Here is a 23,114-nt window from a genome sequence, read left to right on the forward strand (position 1 = left end):
TGATCATCCTTGTTTGACTGCCACGCGCCGGGAACGCACCGCGTTCCAGGCCGGCTTGGCCGGGGCGGCATCTTTGCCGTCCCATCGGTTTTCGAGAGTGCGATTGAGCGCGTGCAGCGTGAGATCGGGCTGCGCCGCCACCAGGGTCACCAACTGGACCAGGCAATCGGCCAGGCGCGCAATGGTGGCGCTGGAGAACAGACCGGTGCGGAAGTCAATCCCGCCTTCCATTGCCCCATCCTTGACCACCAGCGAAAGCTTGATGTCATGCACCGACAGCAGGAAATTCGCTTCCAGCAGTTCCGCCTCGATGCCCGGCAGATCCCAGTCGGGCAGCGGGACGTCGTGCAGCACAAACCAGGAGCGGAACAGCGGGGCCGACTCGCCCGTGCGGCGCTGCGGATTGACAGCTTCCACCACCTGGTCGAACGGCACATCCTGATGCGCATAGGCTTCGATGGCGGTGTCACGCACCTGGCTGAGAACCGCGCTGAAGCTCGGGTCGCCCTGGAAGCCGGTGCGGATCGCCAGGCTGTTGACCAGGAAGCCGACCGTGTCAGCCAGCTGCGGGTAGGCGCGGTGCCCGGCCGGCACACCGACAATGATGTCGTCCTGCCGGCACCACCATTGCAGCAGGACGGTCCATGCCGCCAGATAGCCCATGAATACGCTGGCGCCTTGCGTGTTGCAGACCTGGCGGAAGCGCGCGGCGGTGCCGGCATCAATGGCGAACGGTACGCGCTCGCCGCTGATCTCGTCGTCCTCGCTGATTTCGCCCTCGGTTGGCAATGCCAGGACGGGCAATGGCGTGGCAAGCTGGCGCCACCAGTATTCGAGCTGGCCCCTGAACTTGCCGGACGCCGTCTGCGACTGCTCCCACAGCGCCACGTCGGCATAGCGCACCTGCAGCGGCGGCAGTGCCAGCTGGTTGCCGCCGCGGTAAAGCGCACCGACTTCGCGCACCATGATCGCGGTCGACCAGCCGTCCCAGACAATGTGATGAACGGCCACGATCAGCGTGTGTTCGCGCGGGCCGAAACGCAGCAGCCGCACGCGCAGATGGGGCCCCTGGTCCAGCATGAACGGCGTGTTTGCTTCAAAATCGATCGCGTGGCGGGCTGCCTCGCGTGTGTCGTCGGCATCCATGGTCACCAGCTGGAAGTCAATCGGTACACTGCCGTTGCGCACCTGGCAGGGCGTCGTTCCCTCGTCGCGGAATGCCATCGACAGGGCATCGTGACGCTGGGCGAAGGTGGCGAAGGCCTTCTGCAGGGCAGCGGCATCGAGCTCGCCGCGCAGATGGAAGGGCTCGACGATGTTGTAGGTACTGTTTTGCGGCACCATCTGATGATGGAACCACAAGCGGGCCTGGGCTGCCATCATCGGCACCAGCGCGTCCGTGCTGGTGCTCGGACCGGGGCCGGGCAGTGCGGCCAGTGCGCTTTTGCCCCGGCTGTCGTCAATGGCCACGGCCAGTGCCCGCACGTTCGGCGCCAGGAACACGTCGCGCAGCGGGAAGCCCGGCTGCAAGCTGGTGCGAATGCGCGTGACCAGTTCCGTCAGCTGGCGCGAGTCGCCGCCGGTTTCAAAGAAGGTGTCGGTGACGCCAAAGTCGGTATGACCCAGAATCCCGCCCCATAACGCATGCAGCGCTTGCTCGGTGGGGGTTGCGGCCAGCTGGCGTGCAGGCGTGACGCGGCAGTCGTTGGCGGCTGGCAGACGCGCGCGGTCGATCTTGCCATTGGCCGACAACGGCAGTTCGGGCAGCACCAGGATCACTGACGGCACCATGTAGGCCGGCAGCTTGGCCGCCAGTTGCGAGCGGATGGCATCGCCTTCCAGGTCCTTGCCCGGGACAGGGCAGGCATACGCCACCAGGCGGCGTGCACCGTTTTGATCGGGCGCCATTTGCACCGCGCAGCTGGCCACGTCGGCCAGATCGCACGCGACCTTTTCGATTTCGCCAATCTCCACGCGGAAGCCGTTGATCTTGACCTGTGAGTCCTGGCGGCCCAGGAACTCGATCTGGCCATCGGCGCGCCAGCGGCCCATGTCACCCGTGCGGTACAAGCGGCCCTGGCCAGACGGATGCGGCACGAAGCGGTGTGCCGTTTCGTCGGCATTGCCGACGTAGCCGTCCGCCAGCCCGATCCCGCCGATGTACAGTTCACCGGCCACCATATCGGGCCGGGGACGCAGATGCGCGTCGAGCACGTCGAAGGTCTGGTTGGCCAGCGCGCTGCCGTAGGGGATGCTGCGCCAGCCCGGGTCTACCTCGTCAATGACATAGCTGATTGACCAGATCGACGCCTCTGTTGCACCGCCCAGGCTCACCCGCAGCGCACCAGGTGCCACGCGGGCAATGCGCGCGGGCAGCGTGAGCGGAATCCAGTCGCCGCTCATCATCACGACGCGCAAACCGGCCAGCACCGGCGCGCGGGTCAGTTCAACCTGCGACACCAGCAGATCCATTAATGCCGGTACCGAGTTCCACACACTCACGCCTTCCTGGCGCACCAGCTGCTCCCAGCATGCAGGATCGCCCGCCTGGGCTGCGGGCGGCAGCACCAGCGCGGCGCCGGCGGCGAAGGTGCCGAAGATGTCGTACACCGACAGGTCGAAGGACAGCGATGAAATGCCAAATATGCGGTCCCGCGCGGTGACGGCAAAGCGGTTGTTGATGTCCTCGACCGTATTGGCTGCGGCCCGGTGCCGCGTCATCACCCCCTTGGGCACGCCGGTGGTGCCGGACGTGAAAATGATGTATGCCATGGCGTCAGGGTCGACAGCCGGATCGGTCCAGCTGTCTGCGATGGCACCGGGCTGCAGAGCACTGCGATCGAGCGGCAGCGCCTTGCAGTCATCAGGCCACATCAGTTCGGCGGTCAGTTCAGGTGAGGTGACGGCGTGTGCGGCATGCGCAATGCCGAACAAGGTATGCGCGCGTTCGCGCGGCAGCGCAGGATCGACCGGCACGTAGCACATGCCGGCGCGTAGAATGCCCAGCACGGCCACCACCTGTTCCCAGCCCTTGGGCAGGACCACGGCAATGCGGTCGCCAGCCTGTGCCCCTTGCGCCGTCAATGAGGCCGCCACCCAGCGCGCGCCCATGTCCAGCTCGGCATAGTGCAGGCGCACGCCGTCGGCCACCAGGGCCAGCGCGTCTGGTGTGGCCTTGGCCTGGCGCGCAAAGCCTGCATGCAGCAGCACTTCGTCGTGCACACGCCCGGTCTGGTTGGCTGCCTTGCGTGCGCTGCCGATCTGGCGGGCCGCGCGTTGATCACGCCAGGATGTTGACGACCAGGCTTCGGGTTCGCTGGCCAGTCGTTCCAGCAAGCCAATGTACTCGGCAAACATCGCGTCCAGCATGGCAGGATCGAACAGCGCCTGGATCGAGTCCCAGTTGATCATCAGGTCCTGCCCGTCTTCATACAGCTGGCAGTCGAGCCACACTTGCGGGGTCTGTGAAATCCCTTCCACCAGACGGCCCAGCGTACCGACCACCGAACGGTTGGCGGCGGTGGGGAAAATCAGGCTGGTAAAGACATATGGCATGGCCGGCTGCGTGCCACGGCTGGCAGCAATCGCGCGCAGCAGCTTCACACCTGAAAACTGCAGGGCCGCGATATCGTCCCACAAGCGCTGCTGAACGGCCTTGGCGCGCTGCTCGAACGGCAGGTCTGCGCTGCAGTCGACTTCCAGCAGCAGCACCGAGGTGAAGTCGCCCATGACTTCGCCGATCTCTTCGTGCACTGGCAAGCGGCTGAAGGCGGGCAGATTCAGGCAGAAACGCGGGCTTTCGCTCCACGCGGCCAGTGTGTCGGCATAGGCGGCGCACAGCAGGATCGATGGCGTGGTGCCACTGTCGGCGGCGCGCTGGCGCAGGCGCTTCCAGAGGTCCGCGCCAATGCGCGCTTCACGCCGCACAAAGTGAACGTCGGTGAGCGTGTCGGGCGCGCACAATAGGGGTAGGGAAGGCGCATTCGGGAAGTCGTCCGCGCGCGCCAGCCAGTAGTCACGCGCGCGCTGGAACGAGGGGCCGGATTCGAGTGCGATCTCGGCCAGCACGTAGTCGCGGAACGAGACCGGCAACGGCGCGGGATCGTAGTCCGGCTCCAGGTAGCGGCGCTCGAGCTCATGCCAAAAGATCGTGATGCTCCATGCATCGGTGATCAAGAGGTCGAAGCTGATGTGCAGGCGCGCCTGATTGTCGGCCAGCTGCGAGACGCTCACCTCAAACAATGGCCAGCGCTCGCAATCCATGACCTGGTGCGATTTGGTCTGGCGCAGTGCGGCCAGGCGCTGCTCGGCTTGTTCGCTGGCGAGATTGGTGAAGTCGTTGACGGCAATGACGTAGTCGGGCACCTGGGGCAGGATGCGCTGCATGCCTTCCGGCGTAATCACGGCGCGCATCATGGGGTGGCGCGCGATGAGGCCGCGCAGGGCTTTCTGCAGCCGTGCCACGTCCAGCGCCGGGCAATCGAATTCTTCGTAGGCGTGCGCCGCCACCAGGTTGCCGCCGGTGGCGGTATTGCGGCCTACCCAGTAGGCGTGCTGGATGTCGGTCAGCGGGAACGGCTCGAAGGCCTGCTCCCGATGGTGCACAAGTGCCGCTGCAATCGCTGCCTGGCCGGCTTGTTCGGCCGCATCGGCCGCCGCGCTGTGCTGGCCAGGGCCGGCTGCGTCAAGCGCCGCCATCAGCTGGGCGATGGTCGGATGCGACAGGATCATGCGCGGCTGCAGCGAAATGCCGACGCCGCGCGCCTGATGCGCAATCTGGATACTGAGGATGGAATCGCCACCGAGCGCGAAGAAGTTGTCGTTCATGCTCACGGCGTCGACCCCGAGTGCATCGCACCACAGGCGTGCCAGACGCTGGTCCGTGCTCAGCGCCTGGTCCGGCGCCGTGTCAGCCTGCGTCTGGTCTTCGCCCGCGCGCATCTCGACGGCGACGCCCGGTTCGATCCAGTGACGTTTGCGCTCGAACGGATAGGCCGGCAAGGCCACGCGGCGCCCGACAGCGGGAACGCCCGCATCCAGATCCGTGCCGAGGCACCAGAGTTGCGCGCGTACGCGGGCAGCATGCAGTGATGCGTCGAGCGCGACATCTTTCGCGGCCATCAGCGGCACCTGGGCGATATCGGCGCGGCCGCTGGCGATGTCACGCACAGCTGCCGACAACGAACGCCCTGGTCCACATTCAAGGAAGATATGGGCGCCGCTGTCGGCGATGTTGCGCACGCCGTCGGCAAAGCGCACCGTCCCGCGCAGGGAGTCGGCCCAGTATGCGGGCGACGTCGCCTGTTCAGCGCTGATCCATTCGCCCGTGAGGCAGGAGATGAACGGAATCTGCGGTACACGCAGCTGCGCCCGGCCGGCTTCGGCCTGGAAGTCGGGACAGCAGGGCGCCATCATGGCCGAATGGAAGGCGTGCGACGTGGCCAGTGGCTGACACTCGATGCCGCGCGCCGTCAGGCGTGCCTGTACGTCGGCGATCGCGTCATCCGGGCCTGAGAGCACGCAGACCTGCGGCCGATTGATTGCGGCCAGCGCGACTGCATCGCCCAGTTCAGATGCAATATCGGCAAATAAGGCATTCACCGCCAGCATGCTGCCCTTGTCCATTGACTGCATCAGGCGACCGCGCGCGGCGACGAGGCGCAACGCGTCGTCCAGATCCAGAACCGAAGCCAGGCAAGCAGCCACATACTCGCCGATGCTATGGCCGATCATGGCGTCCGGCTGCAGACCCCACGCCATCCATTGGCATGCCAGTGCGTATTCGACCACGAACAAGGCGGGCTGCGTCAGGCGGGTTTCCGCCAGCAGGGCCTGGGCGCGCGGGTAGTCTTCGGCAGTGTCTGGATACAGCAAGGCCAGCAAATCGAGGTCCAGCAACGGGCGCAGAATATCGCAGCAGTGACGTACCTGAGCCGCGTACACGCTGCCCGCCACGTAGTACTCCGCGCCCATGCCAGGATACTGGGTACCCTGACCCGGGAACATGAAGACCGTGCGGGCATGGCTGATGGCGGCCCCGCGCGCCATGTCCGCCGCGCCGCCGTGCTGCAGCAGATGCGCGGCGTGCTCGGTGGACGACGCGACCACGGCCAGGCGCTGGGCGAAATCGCGCCGGCCATGGCGCAGCGTGAAGGCCACGTCGTCCAGCCGCAACTGCGGGGTGCTTGCCAGATGCTCGCCCAGGCGACGGGCGCTTTCCTTGACCGCCGTAGCGTTGAGGGCGGACATGCGCAGCATGAATGGGCCGGCGGGCGCTTCCCGGTTGTCGTCCTGGGCCGGCGCTTCTTCCAGCACGGCGTGCACATTCGAGCCACCGATGCCGAACGAGCTGACGGCAGCGCGTCGCGGCGCCGGGCCGCGTGCCCAATCGATGGCGCGGTTGGCGGGCATGAACCCGGCGCCGCTGAAATCGATGGCCGGATGCGGTGCGTCAAAGTGCAGGGTGGGCGGGATGGTTTCGTGGTGCAAGGCCAGCGCCGCCTTGATCAGGCCAGCCACGCCGGCCGCCGCATCAAGGTGGCCGATATTCGCCTTGACCGCGCCCAGCACGCGCGGCGCAGCGCCGACCGGTGCGCCAAACGCTTGCGCCAGCGCCGCCACTTCGACCGGGTCGCCAAGGGCGGTGCCGGTCCCGTGGGCCTCGACATAGCTCACGCTGTCGGGCGCTGCATTGGCCACTTCCAGGGCGCCGCGGATGACCGCAGCCTGACCGTCGATGCTGGGCGCAGCGTAGCCAACTTTCGCGGCGCCGTCGTTGTTGGTGGCGCTGCCGCGGATGACAGCATAGATGGCGTCGCCATCGGCCTGCGCGTCGGCCAGGCGTTTTAGCACGACGATGCCGGCACCATTGCCGCGTACCGTGCCGCCGGCCTGCGCGCTGAACGGGCGGCAGTGGCCGTCGGGCGAGAGGATGCCGCCTTGCTGGTGCACATAACCCTGGTCCTGCGGGAATTCGAACGAGACGCCACCGGCCAGCGCCATGTCGCACTCGCCGGCAAACAGTGCCATGCCCGCCACGTGCACCGCCAGCAGCGAGGTGGAGCAGGCCGATTGCACCACCATGCTTGGGCCGCGCAAATCGAGCTTGTACGAGATACGGCTGGCCAGATAATCCTTCTCGTTCCCGATCAGGATTTGCAGCGGTGTCGCTTCGGCGCGCACCTTCGGATTGGTCAGCACATTGTTGAGCAGGTATGTATTCGGACCGCAACCCATGTAGACACCCACATTTTGCCCCTGCACGGCGGCGTGGCCGGCGTGTTCAAGCGCTTCGTACGCGCATTCCAGCAGCACGCGATGCTGCGGGTCGGTCAGCGCGGCTTCGCGCGGCGACATGCCGAAGAACGGCGCATCGAAACAGTCTGCCTGATCAAGCAGGAAGGCTGCCGGCACATGGTGGCTCATGCCGTCCGATGGGGGGGCGCTCACCGGCCTGTCGAGCCAGGACACCGCCTCATGCCCGCGCAGGATGTTTTCCCAAAAGGCCGCGGCATTCTGCGCCCCGGGAACGCGGCAGGAGAAGCCGATCACGGCGATATCGATGCCGCCGCTGGCGGCGTTGTCGTCGTAGGAGGTCATGGCAATGCTCTCATCAGTGTCAGGTTGTTCAAATCAGCGGCGTGGCGCAGTGACCAGCGCGACAACGGCGCCAAAGCAGCACAGCGCCACAATGGCGGTCAGGGGAACCGGCGAGCCGTCGGACAGACGCGCTTCAAGCTGGATCATGGCGGCCGTCAGGGCGCTGCTGAGGAACATCAGCATGCCCGATGCCTTGCCTTGCATGCCGGGGATCGCGCTCACGGCGCCCGACTGCACCGTCGGCCCGGTAAAACCGACCACAAAACTGACCACGGCGGCGGGCAGCACGATCGCCGCCACGGTCCAGACGCCGCCCAGCGCCAGGCCCAGCGCCGCTGCACTGGCCACGCACGCCAGCAGCGCCGCCTTGACGACTGCGGGAAAGGCGTCGTCCGGCAGGCGTGCCGACGCGTACGCACCCAGCGCGAACATCAGCGCGCCGAGGATGTAGATCACGCCGATCACGAAGGAAGTCAGCTTGTACTGCGTGGCCAGCAGCAGCGGCGCGGCGGCCAGAAACACGGTGTTGGCCGCCATGAACAGGGCATTGTTGGCGGTGAAGCCGAGGTAGGCGCGCGAGCGCAGCAACTGTCCGCAACCGGCAAACAGACCGTCGCCGTGCGCGCTGTTCGCGGTGTGCGCTTTGCGCGTTTCAGGCAAGTAGCGCAGCGACAGCAGCAGCGTCATGGCGGCCAGCACTGCAGTGGCGACAAAGTTGCCGCGCCAGCCGACCGCATCGCTGATCGCGCCGCCGACTGGCGTCGCCAGCATTGGTGCGATCATCATGGCCGCGACCAGGCGCGACATCACGCGCGCAATCTCCGAACCATGGTAGACGTCGACCACGATGGCCCGGCTGACCACAATGCCGGCCGCGCCGCCAGCTGATTGCAGCACACGCGCCAGCAGCAGCACTTCCATGCTGGGGGCGAACGCGCCAAGCAGGCTGCCGAACGTCAGAAGCGACATGCCGATCAGGATGGTGGGCCGGCGCCCGAACTTGTCGGCCAGCCCGCCGTAGGTGAGCGCTGCCAGCGCAAAGCTGAGCGTGGCCAGCGAGACCGTCAACGCCAGTACGCTCGAACTGGCATGAAAGTCCGCGCTCAAGCCGGGCAGGGCAGGCAGGAAAATCTGAAAGGCGACCGGGCCGATCGCGAACAGGGTCGTCAACAGGGCCACATGCACGGCCGGCGACGGCGCTTCGTGGTCGTAGGCGGGCGCGCTGCCCAGCGTGTTTGATTTGCTCATTTCCATGTTGGTCTGCATCCGGCGCAGGCTAGCGCCAGACTGTCTCCTGGTGGGTTGGGGGAAGTAGGGTCGGAACAGCAGCTTGCTATGCGGTCAGGGCCTGATCCATGTCGAGCGCGGGATGCTGGCCGGCGAAGCCGACCACGCGTGCCGGCACGCCGACCACGGTGGAATGCGCGGGCACCGGGTGCAGCACCACGCTGCCCGCTCCCACCTTGGCCCCAGCGCCCACCTCGATGTTGCCGAGGATTTTTACGCCGGCGCACAACAGGGCGCCCTTTCGGACCTTGGGGTGGCGGTCGCCGCGCTCCTTGCCGGTGCCGCCCAGCGTGACCTCCTGGAGGATCGAAACGTCATCCTCGACCACGCTGGTTTCGCCGATCACCACGCCATTCGCGTGATCGAGAAAAATGCCGCGGCCCAGGCGGGCAGCCGGGTGGATATCGACGTTGTAGACCATGGAGCAGCGCGCCTGCAGCAGCAAGGCGGACGCGTTCTGCTGGTGCAGCCACAAGGCGTGCCCAACACGGTGCGCCTGCAGGGCAGCAAATCCTTTGCGGAAAAAGAACACCTCAAGATACCCTTGGCAAGCAGGGTCACGTGTGTAGAAGGCGTCGAGATCGGCGGCTGCCGCGTCGCCGATCCACGGCGATGCGTACAAAACATTTTGCAACATGGCGGCCATCGACTGTCCGTCACGCATATCGCTGAACAGTTGGTGTGAAAGCAAGGCCGACAAGGCGCCCGTGAAACCGTCCGCTGACCCAAGGATTGCGCGCAGATGGGTGTGGACGGCGCCTTCGTTTTCTTTCAATGCATCGATTTCTTGTTCAATACGCAACCAAACCTTGCGCTGCACACTGCGCATGTCGCCCCTGGAGGGGGCCGTTTCGCTATGGTCCATCACAATCTCATCCCGGTTTTGGCGCAGCCAAAGCAACGTCTTCGCGTTGTCAAAGCTACAAATTTGTGACATCTTCGCGTGTCCTGTTGCACGCTTTATAGGCACAGATCCTAGCCGCGGATTAAATATTGGTCAATGTCTAATATTGTCAACGTTGTAAGCATGCATCGGTTATCGCATAACAATATGCATTTTTCGCATAAGAAATAATGGATGCTGTTTACCTAAAATTGACCGATATTGGATGTTTAATGATGGAAATTGCGAATAGCGATGACGGTATTTACGCGACGTTGCACCCGAGTTCGACACAATTTGAGATCAATATGCTAACGGAATATATTGCAAAAAACTAAGTTATAGTTATTGCAGGAAAAATAATTTCAGCATTTGGAGCGAAATATCTAGCTCCCCCAAGTTTGGGGGTGGACAAATAAAAAATATAATTTAACAAAACTGTTGGATTCGCAGCAGTGTCGAGAAATTGTGGTGGAAGCAAAATGGATTTTGGATAGGGGAAAATAGCGCCTTCATCAGCGCGCGTAGCTTAAGGTCACCCACGTCATGGGTTGCCTGACTGGCATTGACGAGAGTTTGGGTAGGCAGCGGCCCAGGAGACAGGGCTGGGCCTGCCGCAGGCCTTAGGGTTCCCAAGGCAATTGAACTGAACTTAGCGCTTGCGCACCGTGGCAGTCCAAGGATTTCAGTCGAAATTGTGCCGACGCGCAGGTGCGGCACTCGCCACCGGCAGGGCGCTGCCCACACCGGTTGCGCCCGCGCCCCGGCGCCTCCCGCGTGCAAGCGCTGCTACCAACGATGACTGGGAAGCCTCCTGGTCTTGCCTTGCGTGCGGCCTGGATTCACTAGACCGGGTCCAGTTCGCGCACATAGGCATCGGTGGTGATGAGCGCCGGGTTCGCGTCAGCGCTGTGCGTCCCTGGCACGTTCTCCATGCCGCCGATTAGCCAGCGCGAACGGTATGGAACGAGTGCGCGCAGCTGGTTGCCGCGCAAGCCAGACGGCATCGGGATGCGCGTCTGCGTGCCCTTTGCCGTATCCAGACGGAGGAACAAGGGCGCGCTCGTTTCGGAAACGCTTTCGCCATCCGGGTTCTGCGTATAAGCAGTCGCCCCGGCCAGCAGAAACGTATCGGCACTCAGAGGTAGCACATCGAAGAGCACGTCGCCACGGTCAACGTCAACAACTTGGACAGCCAATTGCCGCGAACCTGGGTCGATTCGCGCCAGGTAGCCATCCCATCCGTCGCCACCAGGGGCGCGCGTAGTGCGCACGCGCCCAGCCAGAAGAACCGTATTGGCCGACCACTTGATCGCGTGCAGCTCCGATTTGTCACGGTGATCAATTGCCATGGACTGGGCGCGCTTGCCCTGTTCGTCGAACACGGTCAGCAAGACGCCGTGGATCAGCCCCGCAGGCATGGTCTCCTTAAAATAGTCCGTGTGCGCCGGAAGGAGGTCTGCCCGGTCGCTGAGCAGTACGGCAACGGCCATGCGTCCGGGTGCATCCATCGCCATGTGAATCTGCCAGTGGTTATCCACCCCACCGAAAGGATCAAAGCTGCCGCTGGTCGGGCGCACGCCGTCCAGGTAGATTCCTGGTTCAACCAGTTGACGCCAGCGCTTGGTGAACTGGCCATTGGCGTAGTCGAAGCGGTAGGCCACGACGCTGTTGCTGCCCGAGCGAAGCGCGATGCCAACCCCGCTTCCCGCGGCAGCAATACGGGCGGCATCCAGCGTTTTCAACGGCGACATTGCGGAGCGATCACGAATTTCATCGGGCCGCCCGTAATACGGATCGAGGGTTACCTCCGGATCGACGAAATTTTGCATGGTCAGGGGCGCACCGCTGCTGCTCAGCCGCACCAGCATGATGGCCGTTCCGTTGGCGAGGATGGCGGAGATTTCCCGGCTCGGGTGCAGGGAGAAATCGACCAGCGTCCAGCCCGACGGTGGCCGCCACGAGGTCGGATTGATTCCAGCATGATCGGCAATCTGAAGCTGTCGATCCATCACAACAAAGTCCATGAAGCCATGCGGTTTTTCAGTCATGGCGACCCAGCTATTGTCTTGCGCCTGGATCTTCACCATCGACTGTCCTGCATAGGACAGTGACAGCTTCGGTGGGGGCGCCGGCGCAGGCGGTGGCGGCGGCGGACTGCCCGAGCCGCCGCCACATGCCGCAAGCCAGACGCACAGAAGGACGGTCGCCAGGCGCGCCGGGAGTGCAGTCGAGAAAATGCGTTGAAAATTTGAACCAGCGGATAAAGTCATATCATCGTTTCCTGATGGTTTTCGAACAGACGCGTTGTACGGAGCCGGCAATTATCTGAGAATTTTTCGTTTGTTGCTTGCCGACATACGTCAGCATTTTTCACTTTGGACAGAATAAATGCTGTCGCACAGGCCGGTTCTGTCGTTCGTTTCATTCGGCGACATGCCCAGAGAGGGGCCTGCGGGCGACGCATTTTCGCGCTGGCGAAAAGCGCTTTTCGGGATTTTGTGTTTGCGAAACGATGGGCAGTGCCGACAATGGCGCGATCGCTCTCGGCGACCTGGTCATGTGTACCGGATCAGACTTCCCACTCTTAACGAAAGCACTTCATGCGTCCATTTCATTTCGCCAGCATCGTCCTGCTCTGGTTCTTCTTGCCGGCGCAGTTTGCCTGGGCGGGTACGGCAGACGAGCATTTTTTGCTCAGTTCGGTCCACGTCGAGCGGCTTCACTCTGTCAACGCTGCCTTGAGTCAGATCGATTTCGATGACGGCCCAGAACCGGATCAGAAGGGGAGGAAAAATGGGAAGTTGCCGGTAGAAGCATATATCCGTTCGATTGAGGGCAAGCCTCAGGTGCTGAAGGCCATCAGCCGGGCCGGCCTGACGCCGCGCGAGTTCGGACTTGCCTCGTATGCCTTGCTGCATGCTGCATTGCTGCTTCACGTCGAACGCAACAGCGATCAGCGCACCCGCAGCACCCTGCTGGATGGGCTGACAAAGGAGCAAAAGGCCAATGTGACGCTGTTGCGCCGGCTCGGCCCGTCTGCCTATTAGGAATGGGCATACATATCTGGCCCCGCCCATCGCCTCGCAACAATCTTCCAGGAGACTTGATTGATTTCACTATTGACGACGATGGCCATTTTCTCCCTGTCCATGTCTGCCTCGCCCGGTCCGGTTAACATGGCCATCGTCTCGGCCGGCGCTCATCATGGTGTCCGCAACACGATGCCCTTTGTGAGCGGCGCGGTGATCGGATTCACCTTACTGCTTGTTGCGGTGGGCGTGTCCTTGCACGCGCTGTCCGATGTGTTCTCGGCGGCGATGCCCTTTCTGAGTTTGCTTGGGGGCGTTTTTATTGTGCGTACGGGCTGGAGCATCATGACAGCCGACGCCAGCCTTGGCGCAGTTCGCAATCCGGTGCCGACGTTTTTTCAGGGCTGGCTGCTGCAGTGGACCAACCCGAAAGCATGGATCGCCTGCGCATCCGGCGCGGCACTGTTTTCAGATCCGCACTCGGCCGTTCCTTTCATGCTGTTTGTGGTGATCTACTTCGCCGTGTGCTTTTTGTCGCTGGCCGCCTGGGCAGTTCTGGGGCAGCGCGTATCGTACGTGCTGACCAGCGAGCGACGCGTCAAGCTGTTCAACAGTGTGATGGGGATACTGCTGGTCGGGTGCGCGTTCTATCTGGTCGTTCCCCAGCTGGATGCGCTTTACAAGCTCTCGTCCAGCAGTTGGTGGTGAACATGATTGATGAGCAGATAGGCGAGGCTGGACGCTGACATATTGGCAGGCCACACCGCATGCACCGTCAGCGGTGTGAGTGTCCAGCCGGGCAGGATCTCGACGATGTCGCCGCGCGACAATGCTTGCGCTGCGCGGAAGGTTGGCGGGGCCGACAGGCCCACGCCACACAGGCTGAGCTGATAGGCCGCCTCCACGTTATTGACGCACACGCGGGGCAGATAGCGAATCGTGCATGTGTCGCCATTGGCGTGCGTGAAGGTTCGCAGACTGGGCATCATCGACAAACCAATCCACGGCAAGGTTGCAGCCTGGTCCGGGTGGCGCAGCGAACCTTTGCCCTCGAGCAGCGCGGGGCTGGCCACCACGGTCCGCGCGAACTGAAACACCGGCTTGGCCTTCAAGGTGCTGTCAGGCAGTTCACCGATGCGGAAGGCGACGTCATAGCCGTCACCAACAATGTCCTCGCGCGTGTCGCTGAACGTCATGTCCAATGTGGCCGCCTCGAACTTCTGGGAAAACGCGGCCAGCGCTTGCATGAAGGGGCGACATCCGGACAGGACGGCTGGCACGGCAACGCGCAGCGTTTGGGCGGTTGATACCGTCCGCTGTTTGAATTCCAGCATGCCCTTTTCATACAGTTCGAGCATGGCGCTGGCAGTGGCAAGCAGGCTCGCACCCTCGCTGGTCAAGGTCATGCGGCGCGTGTTGCGATAGAAAAGCGCCGTGTTCAGATTGGCCTCCAGCCGGCTCAAATGGGCGCTGACAGTCGAAACGGACAGATCGAGCGCATTCGCCGCCGCCGTCAGGGAGCCTTGCTCTGCCACTTTGGCAAAGATGATGAGGTAACGGATGTCGTCAATCATTGCAGCACGGGCAGGGGGCAATCAGTCTGTCAAAAAAACATGATACCCCAAGGTCAACGCGGCCGGTTGCAGTCACGACATCAGCGACAGCACGCAGCTTAACTGGCCGGTTTCGACTCCCCCCGTTGGCGCGATTGCCATCGCCAGGTATCAGCGCACATCTGCGCAACGTCACGCGTGGCCCGCCATCCCAGTTCTTGTTCCGATAGCGATGGGTCGGCATAGCATTCCGCAATATCGCCTGGCCGGCGCGGCGCCAGCGTATAGGGTATGGGCTTGCCGCTCGCTTGTTCAAAGGCCCGAATCATTTCAAGCACGCTCGACCCGCGTCCGGTACCAAGGTTATACGTATGCAAACCGGCATGTTCTTCCAGGCGCTTCAAGGTGCGGACGTGCCCCTCGGCCAGATCAACGACGTGAATGTAATCGCGCACGCCGGTGCCATCGACCGTGGGGTAGTCGGCCCCGTAGACCGAGAGTTTTTCACGCCGCCCCTCCGCCACCTGGGCAATGTAGGGCATCAAGTTATTCGGAATGCCGCTCGGCTCTTCCCCGATCAAGCCGCTTTCATGCGCGCCGACTGGGTTGAAATAACGCAGCAGGGCAATGCGCCAGCCTGGGTCGGATGCGAACAGGTCGCGCATGATCTCTTCGATCATCAGCTTGCTGCGGCCGTAAGGATTGGTGGCGCCCAGCGGGAATGCTTCCGTGATGGGCACCGTGTGCGGATCGCCGTACACGGTTGCCGATGAGCTGAACACCATGGTCTTGACGCCGTTTTGGTGCATGGCCGAGAGCAGAGAGACCGTCCCCGACACATTGTTATCGTAGTAGCGCAAGGGCTCGGCCACCGATTCGCCGACCGCTTTCAGGCCGGCAAAGTGCATCACCGCGCCGATCTCGAATTTTTCGAACACGGTATCGAGCGCATGCGTGTCCCGAATGTCGCCCTCGATGAACTGGAGCTCGTTGCCGGTAATCGCCGCCACGCGCTCGCGCACATCGAGCTGGCTGTTTGACAGGTTGTCGAGAACGACAGGCGTGTAGCCTGCCTCCACGAGGGCGATACAGGTGTGCGAGCCAATATAGCCCAAGCCGCCGGTAACCAGAATTTGCATGCTTTCTCCTGTGTGGAATAGACCTTAGCCCAGCGGATTGACGACAAAGGCCGGCATCGCGCTTTTTTCCTTCTCGCTTGCAAGGAACTGGTCCGCTGTGAGCAAGGCTTCATGGATCGTCACATCCATGTCCAGATACCGATAGGTGCCGAGCCGGCCTACAAAGGTGACGTTGGTTTCCTGTTTGGCGATATTGATGTAGCGCTCCAGCTGCTCCTTGTCGCGCGCCATTCGGATCGGGTAGTAGGGGATGTCATTTTCTTCGCACTGGCGGCTGTATTCAGCGTAACAGACCGTGTTTTCATGCTGCTCCCACGGCGAGAAATGCTTGTGTTCCGTGATGCGCGTGTATTCCTCGCCGTCGTCACAGTAGTTGATCACCGCATTGCCCTGGTAGTCGCCCTGGGCCCGGAACATCTTGAAGTCCAGGGTACGGTACGGCAGCCGGCCCAGCGAGTGGTTGAACCAGGCGTCGATCGGGCCACTGTAGAACACGTGGGCGTAGTCTGCTTTGGAGGCCGGTTCAAAACGCGTATTCAAGTGCAGTGTGATGCCTGGCACGTCGAGTATTTTTTCCACCAGCGCCGTGTAGCCATCTTCCGGCATGCCCTGGTATTTATGGTTGAAGTAGTTGTCGTCGTAATTGAAGCGGACTGGCAAGCGTTTCAGGATGCTCGCAGGCAGCTCACTGGGGTCAAGTCCCCACTGCTTGATCGTGTACGTCTTGAAAAACGCTTCATACAGCTCGCGGCCGACGAAGCGCAGGGCCTGGTCTTCGAAGGTGGCGGGATTCTCAATAGTTTTGTCACCCAGTGCGGCGAGGAATTCCTGCGCCTCGGCCGGGCGCATGGTCTTGCCAAAAAACTGGTTGATGGTCAGCAGATTGATGGGCAAGGTGAACACCTGGCCCTTGGTGATGGCCTTGACGCGATTGACAAAGGGCTTGAAGTTGCTGAAGCGATTCACGAAGGCCCAGGCCCGCTCATTGTCTGTATGAAAGATGTGTGGTCCGTAGACGTGAACCATCACGCCGGTTTCCGGGTCGCGCTGGGAATGGCAATTGCCCGCAACGTGAGGGCGGGCGTCGAAGACGTCGAGTTCATAGCCAGCTTGTGCGAGCTGGTTGGCAATAACGGCGCCGGAGAACCCGGCACCGACGATGGCGATTTTCTTTTTCATATGGAGATCCGAACTGGTAGTCAATACATTGGTGGTGAGCGCCGGCGCTTGGAAGCGCAGCGCTCGTCATTAAATGGCCAGGCAGGCGTGGCCTGTTACGGACCGCCGCCATGCTGGTCGCCCGGCAGACGTGCTGCGCAAGAGAAAACGTACTTCGATTGCGTTGCGTACGTTTGGCCTGGGCGCAAAATCGTGCTCGGAAACTGCGGCTGATTGGGCGAGTCGGGGAAATGTTGCGGCTCAAGACAGAGTCCACTGCGGTGGCCGTAGCGGCGTCGCTTGCCACCAAGTGCCCCATCGAGAAAGTTTCCACTGTAAAACTGAACCCCGGGCTCCTGGGTGAAAAGTTCCAGTACCCGGCCGGATGTGGGCTCATGGAGGGTGGCAGCACAAACGAGCTCGTCCGCACCATGGCGCGTCAGGACGAAGTTGTGATCGTAGCCTTGCCCGTTCTTGAGCTGCGCATGTTCCTGGCCAATTCCTTCCCCGATGGAACGGGCCGTGCGGAAGTCGAACGGGGTTCCATCCACCGGCATGGCTATGCCAAGCGGAATCGATTCAGCATCGATGGCGGTAACAAAGTGTGCGTTGATGCGCAACTGGTGCGACAGGATATCGGGCGCACCGGACAAATTGAAGTAGGAGTGCTGCGTCAAATTGATGGGCGTGGGCGCGTCCGTGACCGCACTGAAGCCAAACAGGAGCTCGTTCTCGTCGTTCAGCTCGTAGGTCGCGCGAACCTCTACTGTACCCGGGTAACCCTGCTCCATGTTTTTGCTGCGATAGGTCAGGGCCACGCCCCGGCTGCCTTCGGACGCGAACGGCTCACCCTTCCAGAGGACCTTGTTGAACCCGATGGGCCCGCCGTGCAAATGGTGGGCGCCATCGTTGGGCGCAAGCGCGACGCTGCGGCCGTCCAGACTGAAGCGCGACTGGCAGATGCGGTTCGCGTAGCGTCCGACCAGCGCGCCGAAGTAAGCCGCGTCTTGTTCGTATTGCGCCAAATTGTCATAGCCGAGCACGATGTCGCCCAGTTCCCCGGCGCGGTCGGGCGTATGAATTTCGGTGATGATGCCGCCGAAATCAATCAGCTTGACGACCAGCCCGCTCCGATTGCGCAAGGTGTAGCGGGTCACCTCCCGCCCGTCGGACAGGGCGCCGAACAATTCAGTCTGAATGGGCAAGACGGCTGGCATGCGTGGATTACTTGCCGACAGCCGTGGTCAGTGCGTCGGCATCGGTATGCTTGGCAATGATCTTGTCCATGGCCATGGTGGGCGCATATCCCACGCCACTGGCGGCCGCGCGCGCTTTGCTGGCGGGCACTGCCGATTTTGCCGCCTGACCTTGCTTGATCAGCTGGAACATGCGCTCGGCAGTGCTTTGCCACGAGGTGGCCTTGACGACCGCGCGCATCTGCTCGCGCATGCTGGCCTGACGCTGCGCAGGCATGGCAAGTGACGCTTCGCATGCGTTGACGAACTCCTCAGGCGTGTGGGCAATACTGACGATATGGCCGTAAGGCTTGGTGACGTCAGTGATGTCGGTACTGACGATGGGCAATTCCGCCGCCATGTATTCCAGCACTTTGGTGGGGCTGATAAATTTGGTTGACTCATTGAGTGCGAACGGCATCAGACACACCTGCCATGCGGCCAGGTAGGCAGGCAATTCCTCGTACTTTGCCTGGCCCATGTAGTGAATGTTGGGGTTGGTTGGAAGACTGGCCGGATCGATTTTTACGACCGGGCCCACCATTACCAGCTGCCAGTCCGGACGTGCATTGGCAACGGCGGCCAGCAGATCAACGTCAAAGCGCTCATCAATCACCCCGTAGTAGCCAAGGCGCGGTTGCGCAAGCGATTGTTGCGAGGGATGCCCCTGGGTGCGGTCAAGCGCCTTGGAGAAATGAGCGACATCGACGCTGCTGGGGAAGCAATGGGTATTGGCGTGGCGCGCGCGCTTGGCTTGATACAGGCTGGGTCCGCCAGTGAAGGCGATGTCGGCCGTCTTGAGCAAGGCGCTCTCACGCTCCAGCAATTGTTGAGGCGCGTTTTTGAATGCGGACAATTCATCCATGCAGTCGTAGACGACCAGACTCGGCTGGAACAATTGCAGCAAGGGCAGCGCCATCGGCGTATAGAACCACACGACCGGCTTGGTCGCAGCCGGCACCAGGTCGGCCAGCAGCGGCGTCAGGGCAGCAAACTGTTCGTCATGAAAGCCGTGCGCGTGCACCGCTGTATGCGGCTGGATCACGGTCAGGTTCGGACAGGGATCATAGGTTTTCAGGAAACTCTCACCGTCGTGGAAGATCGGCTCTTCCACCACCAGGATGCGGTAGAACTGTGCCAGTCGCGATAGCAGATGCTGGGGACGCTGATACACAAAGTCCCAGCGCAGGTGACAGAACACCACCATGATGGGCAGGGCGTTGAAATTACTTGCGATAGCATTGCGCGCGGTTTGTTGTAGTTCTTGATTCATGATTTTTCCTTAGGTTATGTTGCGCGTTGCCGCGTTGATTTCTTCGAGGGAGACCTTGGGCGTGCGGTCCGCCTTCAGCAAGCCATTGGCTTCCTGGAAGGTGTCAGCGAACTGGGTGTAGCAAAATCCACTGAACAGCACAGTTGTATTCGCCACCTGCAGCAAGCGCCGGTAGTGGTCGATGAATGCGCTCTGGGAGTCCGCGCGCGAATAGCCCCAGGTGCCCGCTTCCTGGTCGCCGCTGGCGTCATAGGCAATGCCGCCAAACTCCGTGAGCACGATGGGCTGGCCCCGATGGGGAAAGCCATCGAGCGTCAGAATGCGGCCGGCCGGGCGGCGCTGGTCGAACAGGGTGCGTTGCGGCTCCGTGGTTTCGTAGCGCGAGCGCAGCTTCTCGGGATCGGCATCGTAGTCGTGGATGCCCAGAATGTCGGTGGCGGACGCTTCCCAGCCATCGTTGCCAATCACTGGCCGCGTGCTGTCGAGCGTTTTGGTCAGGTGGTACAGCGCTTCGACGGCATTGCGGTGCGCCTGGGTCGAGGTCAGGTTCGGCACGCCCCAGGACTCGTTGAATGGCACCCACACGATGATGCAGGGATGGCTGTAATCGCGGTCAATGGCTTCGGTCCATTCGCGCACGATGCGCGTGATTGCTTTCGGACTGAAACGGTACGCCGATGGCATTTCTTCCCATACCAGCAGGCCCAGCTTGTCAGCCCAGTACAGGTAGCGCGGATCCTCGATTTTCTGATGCTTGCGCACGCCGTTGAAACCCATGGCCTTGGCCAGTTCGACGTCCTTGCGCAAGGCTTCGTCGGACGGCGCCGACATCAGGGTATCGGGCCAGTAGCCCTGGTCCAGCACCAGGCGCAAAGGGTAGGGGCGGCCGTTGAGCATGAAGCGGTCACGCGTAATGGCAACCGAGCGCAGCGCCGTATAGGAGCGCACCGTGTCCAGCACCCGGCCCTGGTGGCGCAAGGTCAGTTCGGCGGTCAGCAGGGTGGGGCGTTCCGGGCTCCATAGCAACTCGTTGCGCGAATCGTCAATGCCCGGGTCGGACAGGGAAATCTTGCGGTTCGCCTCGTGGCCGATCAGCTTGTAGTGGTCGTCGGCCAGCAAACTTTCGCCATGCCAGATCTTGACTTCGACAAACAGGTCGTCCTTGATCTCGCCTGCCGCAAAAATCTCGCAGCCGATCTCGAATACTTCGAAAATCGGCGTCCATTTCAGCTTCTGGATATAGGTGGCCGCCACCCGTTCGACCCACACCGTCTGCCAGATGCCGGTGGTACGTGGGTACCAGATGGAATGCGGGTCGCGCAGCCAGTCCTGCTTGCCGCGCGGCTTGGCCAGGTCATGCGGATCGTCGAGCGCGTGCACCACGATGGTTTGCGGGCCCTGCGCATTGAGTGTATTCGAGATATCGGCCGAAAACGGGGTGTGACCACCTTCGTGCTCTGCCACCAGGTGGCCGTTCACCCAGACCCTGGCCGCGTAGTCGACCGCACCGAGGTGCAGGATCACGCTGCCGTCGCCAGGTGCCACATCGAACTGGCGCCGGTACCAGCAGGCCCGGTGGAACCCCTGGTCGCCAACGCCGCTGGCCGATGATTCGGGCGCAAACGGCACGGTGATGGTGCGGTCCCAGACAATGTCGTCTTCCGGCGTGCGGTAGCGCAGTTCATCGTCAAAGGCGAAATCCCATTGACCGTTGAGGCATTGCCAGTTGTCGCGCACCAGTTGTGGGCGAGGATATTCGAATTGACTCACGTGTTGGCCCCTGTCTGTTCTGTTTGCGGCATCAGCAGGCGTCCCCTGCGGCCGTCAGTGTTGTATTTCGAAAGGACGGACGCGCCTGCGGCTGCTGCAGACCCGCTTTCGCACAAGGCGACGCAGGCGCCGCCAAATCCAGCGCCGGTAAGGCGCGCCCCCAGTACGCCCGGCGCTTCGCGCATGAGCTGGGACAAGACGTCCAGTTCGGGGATGGATACTTCATAGTCGTCGCGCAGGCTGGCGTGCGATTCGTTCATCAATTGGCCAAACTCGGCGCCGCTGCAGCCCGCAGCGGCACGCGCCGTGCGCGCGTTTTCAAAGTAGACATGGCGGGCGCGGCGGCGATACGGCTCGTCGACCTGGTTTAGCAGGTCGGCATGGTGCAGCTCGCGCAGTGACGCCAGGCCCATGGCCCTGGCTGCAGTCTCGCACTCGGCCCGGCGCTCGTTGTACTTGGAAGCGGCCAGGGTGCGCGCCACGCCACTGTCGATCACCAGCACTTCGCAATCGGACGGCAGTGACAGCACCTGGCTTTCCAGTGAATGCGTGTCCAGAAACAGCATGTGCGATGCGTCGCACAGGCTGGACGCCATTTGATCCATGATGCCGCACTGCACCCCGGCGTACACGATCTCGGCCTTTTGCGCCAGCCTGGCAATGTCGATGTCGTTAAGCGGCAGCTTGAGCAGGGTGCGCAGCGCGCGCAGCGTGGCCACTTCCAGCGCAGCGCTGGAAGACAGCCCGGCGCCCACCGGCACTGTGGAGCGCACGTAAATGCGCAGTGGCGGCACCGTGTGGCCGCTTTGCTCCAGCATGCGAATGCAGCCTTCGATATACCGGCCAAATCCGGATGCAAGCCGGCCGCGCTGGCCCAGCACCACGGTGTCGTCCAGGTCTTCCGAGTGGAAATGGAAAGCGTCGTCTCGGCTGGGCGCCACGGCCACGTGCGTGCGCATGGGCGTGGCGATGGGCAGCACGAAGCCGTCGTTGTAATCGGTATGCTCGCCCAGCAGGTTGACGCGGCCTGGCGCGGAGGCCTCTACCGGGGTGCATGAATCAAAAAATTTCTCGAAGTTCATGTTGGTTGATCCAGATCGATTGCGACCATCTGTAGCTCTTTTGCCTTTTCTTCAGGTAGCACGTCCATGGCAAACATGCCGGCGCCGATCTCCGTACCCGCCAGATACTTCAGGCGGTCGCGGGTACGGTAGGGTGGGTAGAACTGGGCGTGCAACTGGGTTTCCGGATGGGGCAGGCCATCGGTCGGGGCCTGGTACCACGCCATCAGGTAAGGGAAGGGGCGCTGCCACAGATGCTCATACTTGAGCAGAACCGCCTGCACTGCCAGCGCCAATCCGGCGCGCTGGGCGTCGCTCAGTGCCGCAAAACTAGCCGCCGGGGTGATCGGCATGACCCACACCTCGTAGGGGTAGCGCGCGCACGCAGGGACAAATGCGACGGCGTGCTCGTTGCTGTAGACCACACGGCGCCCATCCTCCAGTTCGGTGCGCGCCATGTCGCACAGCAGGCTGCTGCCATGTTCGGCGAAATAGCGTGCTTCGTTCTGGAGCATGCGCTCTGGCACGGGTGGGACGAAAGGGTAGGCGTAGATCTGGCCATGCGGGTGGTGCAGGGTGACGCCTACTTCGGCGCCGCGATTTTCAAACGGCAGCACATAACGAATCGCGCCGGTTTCGGCGGCGCGGCGCGTGCGGTCAGCCCACACCTGCAGCAAAAGGTCAATGCGCGCCGCCCCCAGACTGTGCAGCGCGGCCGTGGGTTGCTGGGTGAAGACGACCACTTCGCAGTGGCCGGTGGCCGGCGCAGTATCGATGTGCATTGCAGCAGGCTCGGTCGAGGCGAGCGAGAGTGAAGGAAAACGGTTATCGAACACGGCAACTTCATAATCGCCTTCCGGCAATTCGGTCGGATTGGCTGGATCCGTCGTCACGGCCAGAGGATTGTATTCAGGCGGTGGCAGGAAGGGCCGGTTCTGCCGGAACGACGCATAGGCCACCCACTCGCCGCGCAAGGGGTGCCAGCGCAGGTGCGGGTTGGGATTGGTCGGCTGACTGTCGGGACTGGGGGCGCTGGCTGGTGCGCTGATGGGACGCTGGCTATACAGCGTCAGCTTGCGTCCGTCAGGTTTGGAAAGATCCACGCTATACATAAAAATCGACTC

At 62.5% G+C, this 23,114-nt stretch carries 14 protein-coding genes; 2 read left to right on the top strand and 12 right to left on the bottom strand.

The genetic code is table 11. From position 1 onward, the window contains the following. Nucleotides 1–3: 3 nt before the first annotated feature. From BUC24_RS06410 to BUC24_RS06425, 4 genes are all read right to left on the bottom strand, one after another. A complete protein-coding gene (locus BUC24_RS06410; RefSeq protein ID WP_073213249.1) occupies nucleotides 4–7,599 on the bottom strand; it encodes a hybrid non-ribosomal peptide synthetase/type I polyketide synthase in 7,596 nt (2,531 codons plus the stop codon). Nucleotides 7,600–7,632: 33 nt separating this feature from the next. Further along, nucleotides 7,633–8,847, bottom strand: coding sequence for an MFS transporter (locus BUC24_RS06415; RefSeq protein WP_178372485.1), 1,215 nt, complete (start codon nucleotides 8,845–8,847; stop codon nucleotides 7,633–7,635). Between the two features lie 85 nt (nucleotides 8,848–8,932). Continuing rightward, nucleotides 8,933–9,751 (bottom strand): serine O-acetyltransferase, encoded by an 819-nt coding sequence (gene cysE, locus BUC24_RS06420; RefSeq protein WP_218606481.1) that lies wholly within the window; start codon nucleotides 9,749–9,751, stop codon nucleotides 8,933–8,935. An 863-nt stretch (nucleotides 9,752–10,614) separates the two neighbouring features. Next, a complete protein-coding gene (locus tag BUC24_RS06425) occupies nucleotides 10,615–11,859 on the bottom strand; it encodes a hypothetical protein (protein ID WP_178372486.1) in 1,245 nt (414 codons plus the stop codon). A gap of 513 nt (nucleotides 11,860–12,372) precedes the next feature. Here BUC24_RS06425 and BUC24_RS06430 point away from each other — a divergent pair. Both BUC24_RS06430 and BUC24_RS06435 read left to right on the top strand, forming a co-directional pair. Further along, nucleotides 12,373–12,819: a hypothetical protein gene (locus BUC24_RS06430; protein ID WP_073213252.1), complete on the top strand. Its 447-nt coding sequence runs from the start codon at nucleotides 12,373–12,375 to the stop codon at nucleotides 12,817–12,819. A gap of 81 nt (nucleotides 12,820–12,900) precedes the next feature. Next, the gene (locus BUC24_RS06435; protein WP_073213253.1) at nucleotides 12,901–13,509 is read left to right on the top strand and encodes a LysE family translocator; all 609 of its coding nucleotides are present in this window, start codon (nucleotides 12,901–12,903) and stop codon (nucleotides 13,507–13,509) included. Here the strand turns inward: BUC24_RS06435 and BUC24_RS06440 are convergent. The 8 genes from BUC24_RS06440 to galT all read right to left on the bottom strand — a co-directional run bounded on the left by BUC24_RS06440 (nucleotide 13,479) and on the right by galT (nucleotide 23,102). Beyond that, on the bottom strand, nucleotides 13,479–14,375 hold the full coding sequence (locus BUC24_RS06440; RefSeq protein WP_073213254.1) for a LysR family transcriptional regulator: 897 nt from the start codon (nucleotides 14,373–14,375) through the stop codon (nucleotides 13,479–13,481). The two genes, BUC24_RS06435 and BUC24_RS06440, sit on opposite strands and share 31 nt — an antisense overlap. Nucleotides 14,376–14,473: 98 nt before the next feature. After that, nucleotides 14,474–15,493 (bottom strand): UDP-glucose 4-epimerase GalE, encoded by a 1,020-nt coding sequence (gene galE, locus BUC24_RS06445; protein WP_073213255.1) that lies wholly within the window; start codon nucleotides 15,491–15,493, stop codon nucleotides 14,474–14,476. Between the two features lie 24 nt (nucleotides 15,494–15,517). Continuing rightward, nucleotides 15,518–16,672 (bottom strand): UDP-galactopyranose mutase, encoded by a 1,155-nt coding sequence (gene glf, locus BUC24_RS06450; RefSeq protein ID WP_073213256.1) that lies wholly within the window; start codon nucleotides 16,670–16,672, stop codon nucleotides 15,518–15,520. Nucleotides 16,673–16,767: 95 nt separating this feature from the next. Then, a complete protein-coding gene (locus BUC24_RS06455) occupies nucleotides 16,768–17,838 on the bottom strand; it encodes an aldose epimerase family protein (RefSeq protein ID WP_229448055.1) in 1,071 nt (356 codons plus the stop codon). 37 nt (nucleotides 17,839–17,875) lie between these two features. Beyond that, nucleotides 17,876–19,159, bottom strand: a complete 1,284-nt coding sequence (locus BUC24_RS06460) for a glycosyltransferase (RefSeq protein ID WP_073213258.1) — start codon at nucleotides 19,157–19,159, stop codon at nucleotides 17,876–17,878. A 9-nt stretch (nucleotides 19,160–19,168) separates the two neighbouring features. Then, nucleotides 19,169–20,929 (bottom strand): glycoside hydrolase family 2 protein, encoded by a 1,761-nt coding sequence (locus BUC24_RS06465; protein ID WP_073213259.1) that lies wholly within the window; start codon nucleotides 20,927–20,929, stop codon nucleotides 19,169–19,171. Then, a complete protein-coding gene (gene galK / locus BUC24_RS06470) occupies nucleotides 20,926–22,011 on the bottom strand; it encodes a galactokinase (RefSeq protein ID WP_073213260.1) in 1,086 nt (361 codons plus the stop codon). The genes BUC24_RS06465 and galK overlap by 4 nt, the downstream gene beginning before the upstream one ends. After that, on the bottom strand, nucleotides 22,008–23,102 hold the full coding sequence (gene galT, locus BUC24_RS06475; RefSeq protein WP_073213261.1) for a galactose-1-phosphate uridylyltransferase: 1,095 nt from the start codon (nucleotides 23,100–23,102) through the stop codon (nucleotides 22,008–22,010). The genes galK and galT overlap by 4 nt, the downstream gene beginning before the upstream one ends. Nucleotides 23,103–23,114: the final 12 nt, after the last annotated feature.

The organism is Massilia sp. CF038 (assembly GCF_900129765.1).
In the GTDB taxonomy this organism is placed as follows: domain Bacteria; phylum Pseudomonadota; class Gammaproteobacteria; order Burkholderiales; family Burkholderiaceae_D; genus Telluria_A.

What these genes read in the sequence shown, in the direction of transcription:
- BUC24_RS06410 (WP_073213249.1), bottom strand. Translation starts at nt 7,599, where the DNA reads ATGACCTCCTACGACGACAACGCCGCCAGCGGCGGCATCGATATCGCC.
- BUC24_RS06415 (WP_178372485.1), bottom strand. Translation starts at nt 8,847, where the DNA reads ATGAGCAAATCAAACACGCTGGGCAGCGCGCCCGCCTACGACCACGAA.
- cysE (WP_218606481.1), bottom strand. Translation starts at nt 9,751, where the DNA reads ATGGACCATAGCGAAACGGCCCCCTCCAGGGGCGACATGCGCAGTGTG.
- BUC24_RS06425 (WP_178372486.1), bottom strand. Translation starts at nt 11,859, where the DNA reads ATGGTGAAGATCCAGGCGCAAGACAATAGCTGGGTCGCCATGACTGAA.
- BUC24_RS06430 (WP_073213252.1), top strand. Translation starts at nt 12,373, where the DNA reads ATGCGTCCATTTCATTTCGCCAGCATCGTCCTGCTCTGGTTCTTCTTG.
- BUC24_RS06435 (WP_073213253.1), top strand. Translation starts at nt 12,901, where the DNA reads ATGGCCATTTTCTCCCTGTCCATGTCTGCCTCGCCCGGTCCGGTTAAC.
- BUC24_RS06440 (WP_073213254.1), bottom strand. Translation starts at nt 14,375, where the DNA reads ATGATTGACGACATCCGTTACCTCATCATCTTTGCCAAAGTGGCAGAG.
- galE (WP_073213255.1), bottom strand. Translation starts at nt 15,493, where the DNA reads ATGCAAATTCTGGTTACCGGCGGCTTGGGCTATATTGGCTCGCACACC.
- glf (WP_073213256.1), bottom strand. Translation starts at nt 16,672, where the DNA reads ATGAAAAAGAAAATCGCCATCGTCGGTGCCGGGTTCTCCGGCGCCGTT.
- BUC24_RS06460 (WP_073213258.1), bottom strand. Translation starts at nt 19,159, where the DNA reads ATGAATCAAGAACTACAACAAACCGCGCGCAATGCTATCGCAAGTAAT.
- galK (WP_073213260.1), bottom strand. Translation starts at nt 22,011, where the DNA reads ATGAACTTCGAGAAATTTTTTGATTCATGCACCCCGGTAGAGGCCTCC.
- galT (WP_073213261.1), bottom strand. Translation starts at nt 23,102, where the DNA reads ATGTATAGCGTGGATCTTTCCAAACCTGACGGACGCAAGCTGACGCTG.